Origin of the sequence: Cnuella takakiae (genome assembly GCF_001953305.1) — a bacterium.
Lineage (GTDB): Bacteria > Bacteroidota > Bacteroidia > Chitinophagales > Chitinophagaceae > Flavisolibacter > Flavisolibacter takakiae.
Window position 1 is genome coordinate 1809941 of record NZ_MTFE01000010.1, and the last position, 6366, is coordinate 1816306.

Here is a 6366-nt window from a genome sequence, read left to right on the forward strand (position 1 = left end):
TTATTTAGCATTTTTTACAAGGTCATTTATTTGCTTGTTTGTCAGCTGTGCGGTGCATTCCTTAAATCAAATCGGCGGTACTCAATTTGGTCGAATTGCGGCAAGCTTATCTAAGCGTTAAGCGGTAGAAATTTCGGGTGAATTAATTTTTGATTTTCTGTTCTATTTTCTCATGGATTTTTCCCATGCAGCGCTTTGTTTTCCGGAAAAATACCGGTGTATGCCTGCCAGCACAGCATAATTCATCAAGCAGAAATAATATGGGATAAAAAATGTTTTTACCTTGATTTCTTTCTGCTCTAACACCCAGCCGAGAAGGGCAAACAAATAAAATATACTTTGGCCAGCCAGAATCAGGTAATAAAAATGAGTGGCCGGGTTAATGGTCACTATGAGAATATTCATTGTAAACGCTAGGATCAACGCAAAAGGCGCTAAGGTCCATCTAAGTACCCTATGGCTAATAAACTGAAAAGATAAGATGGGGAACCTTATTGGATTCATCAGGTCTTTAAGCCAAATGATCGATTGAATACCACCTGCAGCTATCCTTACCTTTCGTTTTAACTCTTCCTTCGAATTGGCTGATGCTGTTTCCAGTGCATATGCATTGGGTTCATAAGCTACTTTGAAACCTTTGCGCGCTATTGAAAGTGAAATGATGAAGTCGTCAATGATCGAATTCAATGGAGCTGGCTCATATAAGTCAGTTCTGATAGCATATAGTTCGCCGGCAGCGCCAATTACCGAGTACAATTCTGCATCGAATTTTTTCAGCAACGATTCATAACGCCAATAGAAGCCTTCTCCTGCTGTCGCATCTGATCGTTCTGTTATCATTACCCTTTTCTCCCCGGCTACAGCACCAATCTTCTGGTTGGAAAAGTGCTGTGCTAATAATACTAGTGCCTCTGTATTCAGTAGTGTGTTTGCATCTGTGAACACTACAATTTCAGATTTTACGCAATTCATAGCCCTGTGTACAGCTGATATTTTTCCTTTTCGTTCAGGAGTATGTAATAGTTGTATTCCAGGGAACTGTTGTACCAGATCAGGGGTACGGTCTGTGGAACCGTCTGTAATAAATATCAAGTGCAGTTTGTTCTGAGGATAATTTAGGGCAAGCGTATTCTTAATCTTTTCAGTAATAAATAGCTCTTCGTTATATGCTGCCACCACCAAAGTCAGCGAAGGTAGTTCGTTGTTGAAAATGGCTCTTTTTTGTTTGCCTTTGATGGCTTGCTTTATTTTTACTAGAATATAAAGAACAATCCCATAGCCTAGGAAAGTATAAAATAGTAAAAGGATGCTGATCCAGAATAGCTTTGTCATTTTCCTTCATTAAATTAAGGGATGTATATAAGGAGGCTTTACGCAGATGGAATGTATAAATTGTTGCTATCGGTTTTATTGGTGAAATTCCACCAAATGGATCGGATCAGTAAAGGTGCATACTTAATTTGTCCATTCATTGTATACTTGTACATGCTTTTAGGTAACACTACCAAAATATAATACAGCAGAAAAAGCCTGCATTGTGTATTGGTCGCATTTTTCCGGATAAAAAGTATGCGGTTGCGGTGCATAAAATACTCCTTGATTGAAGAAGCTTTTCCTACAGACATTGATTCTTTATGGTAGATAGTTGCTTTTGTGTCTACCCAAATATCATAACCAGCTTTTTTCATTTGCTCACACCAATCAATCTCTTCATAATAGAGGAAAAAGTTTTCGGCCATCTTGCCCGCTTTTTCCAAAGCTTCTCTTCGCACCATCATGGCCGCACCATGTGCATACGCTGTTATGCCTGAACTGTTATCGTACTGACCCAGGTCAACTTCGAACTGACCAATACAATGATTTCTGGCAGTTAAAAAATTCATAGGGGTGTAGCCAGCATATTGTATTATTTCTTTTTTTTCGTAATAGAGAATTTTAGGAGAAGCAATGCCAATGGAAGGCCGCTGGATCATGATAGTCAAAAGCCTTGGTACCAGATCACTGGTTATTTCTGTGTCGTTGTTGATCAGGAATAAAAAATCTCCTTTTGCATGTTCAATACCCAGGTTATTGCCACCTGCAAACCCCAGGTTTTTTTCTGAACGAAAAAACTTGTATTCAGGAAAGCGCAGCTGCCATTGAGGCACAGGGTTTAACCTGCTGGCATTATCTACCACAATCACTTCTGTATCTTGGTGACAATTAAGCTGTTGGATAGAGTTAAGCAGTTGTTCGGTAATTGGGGCACTATTGTAATTTACCGTAATGATAGAAACTAAGGCCAAAGGATCAAGATTGTAGTATATGGTTGTGTGCGGTGAAAATATGTAAAATTTTCGTTGCAATGTGACATCCGGTGCCCTTGTATGTTGGTTGAAGCGACACGATCTGCCTTTTACCGTACTTTTAGTTACATGTGCAGGTATACAGTATGCATGCTTTCTTTACCTTGTCAAAACCTGTTTTGGAATGCAGTTCGGGTTTGCTCCTTAAACCTTTCTGGTTTTCCTAAATAAACACGTCATTTATGGGCAAACATCTGTTGCAGCTTTTTCTGCGGGTAACAACCTTTTTAATTGGGATACTTCTGGTTACAATCGGACTTTCACTTATTATAATGCCTGCACCCTCGCCGACATTCGAAATTGCGACCCTGATATATTTCAATCCAAATGATGGGGTTACCATTATGGACCTTATCTCTTTATTGGTAATTTTTGTAGGTATTTATTTAATTATTCATGTAATGATTAACCATTAATGGTGTGTTTTATTCGAATTTGATAAAAATCCTATACGTAAATTGCATTAGGATTGTAGACCGCACACACAAATCAATGTGTATGGCTGAGGCGCAATGCCACCATTTCAATCATAGCCAAATAGTGGTGTTTGGGAAATGATTCTTCATATCGATTTATTTGTTATCCTATGCAAAAGCTCCTGATTACCTCCGCTTCAGCAATGATGTGTTGCATGCTGTTTGGAACAAACTTTTTCTTTGTTTCCTTTAGTAAAAATTGGCTTCCTAAACCCATTTGTGCTTTAAACACTGCTTCAAGTGATAATGACTTGATGGCTTCAAGTCGCCATCAGGCAAAAAATGCTAAAATAAACATAGTCGGTAAAGAGAGTTCTGACCCGGAAATCAGGCAGCTTGATAATAACAAAATACCTGTAGAGGAAGTCCAATCAATCAACTCTTTGAATAAGGGCACCGGAGCATCAAAAATTCCTATTGATTGGAAAAGATGGTACCAACTGAACAATGTTTCAGGTACACTCGAAAAACTTTTCGACGGGCAAACGGCAACTGTGCCACATCCGGGCTGGGGCTTGATTCTTTCAAACTTCGATGCTTATTACCCGCTGCTTGATGGTGAGGCATTGACCCTTGAAGGTATAAGGATGTTTGATGCCGAAGGGGCCGACCCAAATACCCCGCTGACAATATCAGTGATTAATGATAAATGGCAACGTATTCCTGTTGCAACCTTCACCGGCTCGGAGTATCATGCTTGGGTTGGTCCCTATCCTTCAAGAACCAACAATACCACTTCATTTAAGTTAGATAGTGCTATTACCAATGTGCGCTACCTGGTAATTAATACAAACTGGCTTTACCCTGCTGAAATTGAGTTGCTGGGAACCTATAAGGCACCTGTTGCTGCTGCGGCACCTGGCCGTTCTGTTCGGTTGGGAGGCATGTTCGGCGTCAATGCGTTTGAGTGGGATTTTGAGGCGCCAAGTAACCCGAATGTAATTGACCCTGCCCGGATGAAAGCCGTGCAAAACTTTTCAGGCGTACGCCATTATATGGACTGGGAAAAGCTGGAGTCAGCTCAGGGTAGCTATACATTTAACCCTACGCGTAGCGGGGGGTGGAACTATGATGCAATTTACCAGCAATGTAAAACAACTGGTATTGAAGTACTGGCCTGCCTGAAAACCATGCCTGGATGGATGCAGAATACCTACCCGGTGAATGAAAGAGATCCGGAGAATGTACCGGTTGTGTATGGAAAAAACTTCAGTAGCCCGGCATCTTATATCGAGCAGGCAAAAGTGGCCTTCCAATTTGCTGCTCGGTATGGATACAATAAGTTGGTTAGTCCTCAATTGTTGTCGGTGAATAGCCAACCTAGGTGGACGCATGATTCTGTAAATTCCGTCAAAATTGGAATGGGGCTGATCAGGTATATAGAGTGCGACAATGAAAGAGATAAATGGTGGAAGGGAAGGAAGGCTTACCAAACCGGCCGGGAGTATGCAGCTAATATGTCCGCATTTTATGATGGACATAAAAACACCATGGGACCAGGTGTTGGTGTGAAGAACGCTGATCCTAATATGAAAGTCGTGGTGGGAGGTTTGGCTCTTGCCCGAACAGATTATATTAAAGGGATGATTGACTGGTGTAAGGAGTTTAGGGGCTATAAAGCAGATGGAACAATCAATTTGTGCTGGGATATAATCAATTACCATTTATACGCCAATGATGCAAAATCCTCACAAGTTGGCAATTCAACTAGAGGTGCTGCACCTGAAATGTCAGAAGCCGGACAGGTTGCTGCAGATTTTATAGACTTGGCAAACCGTTTTGCTAAAGGACAACCAGTATGGGTAACAGAATGCGGCTATGATGTAAACCAGGGAAGTCCGTTGAAAGCCGTTGCGGTAGGTGGACGAACAGTGTTGCAAACACAAGCCGATTGGATTTTGCGTACAGCATTGTTATATGCTAGAGTTGGTATTGAAAAAGTCTTTTTTTACCAATTGTATGATGAAAATATTTACAGTTCTTCCCAGTTTGCTTCTATGGGTTTGTTGAATGCAAACAGAACAAGGAAGCCTGCTGCGGATTATCTATACCAAACTAAGAAGCTTTTCAGTAATTATCGCTTTCAGGAAACGATCAGTAAGTTTCCCAGTGTAGACCGTTATGATGCTCAGGGCAATCCCCTGTATACTTTATTGATGCCTACCGAAAGTGGGCAGAAAGCCAGCTACAACCTGGCTGTAGGTAGCTATGATTCAGTAATCGTATACAGACCAAGGGCTGGTTACACGGATATGGGCACTTTCAAACTAAAAGTGACAAATGGCTCCGTACAGATAGAGATCACGGAAAGGCCAATCTTTGTTAAGCCTTTCGCTCCAAAAATGGCAGGTGCCACAACCATTGCTAATCACCAGTCTGATAGATTGAATATTAAAAATGCAAGGTTCAAAGTCAATTTGTTTCCTAACCCTGTGCAAAGCTATTTTGTCTTAAATATTGAGGATGAGCAGCTAAATACGCCTGTTTCCGTTCAGATAAGAGATGCTGCCTCTGGAAAAATTATTCATAGTATACGAGCGCAGAAAACAGGAGAAAAGTTCAATAAAGAGATTGATACGGCCACATTGATACCAGGCTTGTATATAGTTAGTATTTCGGTAGGAGAAAAGATGGAAACATACAAAATACTAAAATCTCAGTACTAATTTGGTTAACAGGTAGCATGGTTTGAAAGGTTCATATGTATATAAAAAATAAATCTATAAGTAGTGTAGGATAAATGTTACAACTTAGAAGCTTATTTTTGACTTTCTGTAGCTATCAAACCATGCACCAAACCAAAACTGTAATCATCACTGGCGGAGCCGGTTTTATCGGTTCACACGTAGTCCGGTTGTTTGTAAACAAATACCCCGATTACCGGATCATCAACCTGGACGCCCTTACCTATGCAGGCAACCTCGAAAACCTGCGCGATATCGAGACCAAGGACAACTATATTTTTGAAAAAGTAAACCTGCTGGACACCGCCGAACTGGAGCGGGTGTTCAGGCAGTATAGCCCCGATGGCGTTATACACCTGGCGGCAGAATCGCATGTCGACCGCTCCATTGTATCCCCAATGGATTTTGTGTACACCAATGTGGTGGGCACCGTCAACCTGCTGAATGCTGCCAAAACCGCATGGGCCGGCAAATTTGAAGGCAAACGGTTTTACCATGTTAGTACCGATGAAGTGTACGGTGCCCTTGGCGAAACAGGTTTCTTTACCGAAACCACCCCTTACGATCCCAACTCACCGTATTCAGCATCGAAGGCAGCCTCCGACCATTTCGTCCGGGCTTATGGCGAAACCTACCATATGCCCGTGGTGGTTACCAACTGCTCCAACAACTATGGCCCCAATCATTTCCCCGAGAAGCTGATCCCGCTGTTCATCAATAATATCATTACCAAAAAGCCCCTGCCCGTTTACGGCGATGGCCTCTATACCCGCGACTGGCTTTTTGTAAAAGACCACGCCACTGCCATCGACCTGGTATTCCATAAGGGCAAAGACAGTGAAACTTATAATATCGGCGGCT

General features: G+C 41.7%; 4 protein-coding genes. 2 read left to right on the top strand and 2 right to left on the bottom strand.

Annotated elements, in window-relative coordinates; genetic code table 11:
• Window positions 1-162: 162 nt before the first annotated feature.
• Both BUE76_RS08010 and BUE76_RS08015 read right to left on the bottom strand, forming a co-directional pair.
• A complete protein-coding gene (locus tag BUE76_RS08010) occupies window positions 163-1332 on the bottom strand; it encodes a glycosyltransferase family 2 protein (protein WP_073043825.1) in 1170 nt (389 codons plus the stop codon).
• A 38-nt stretch (window positions 1333-1370) separates the two neighbouring features.
• Window positions 1371-2285 carry a glycosyltransferase family 2 protein gene (locus BUE76_RS08015; protein WP_073043827.1) on the bottom strand — a complete coding sequence of 305 codons (915 nt, stop codon included), beginning with the start codon at window positions 2283-2285 and terminating at the stop codon, window positions 1371-1373.
• A 646-nt stretch (window positions 2286-2931) separates the two neighbouring features.
• Between BUE76_RS08015 and BUE76_RS08025 the strand changes: the two genes are divergently transcribed.
• Together BUE76_RS08025 and BUE76_RS25095 are read left to right on the top strand one after the other, a co-directional pair.
• Window positions 2932-5487 (top strand): T9SS type A sorting domain-containing protein, encoded by a 2556-nt coding sequence (locus BUE76_RS08025; protein ID WP_083596537.1) that lies wholly within the window; start codon window positions 2932-2934, stop codon window positions 5485-5487.
• Window positions 5488-5609: 122 nt separating this feature from the next.
• A partial coding sequence (locus BUE76_RS25095; RefSeq protein WP_394333537.1) for a dTDP-glucose 4,6-dehydratase occupies window positions 5610-6366 on the top strand: 757 nt, incomplete at its 3' end.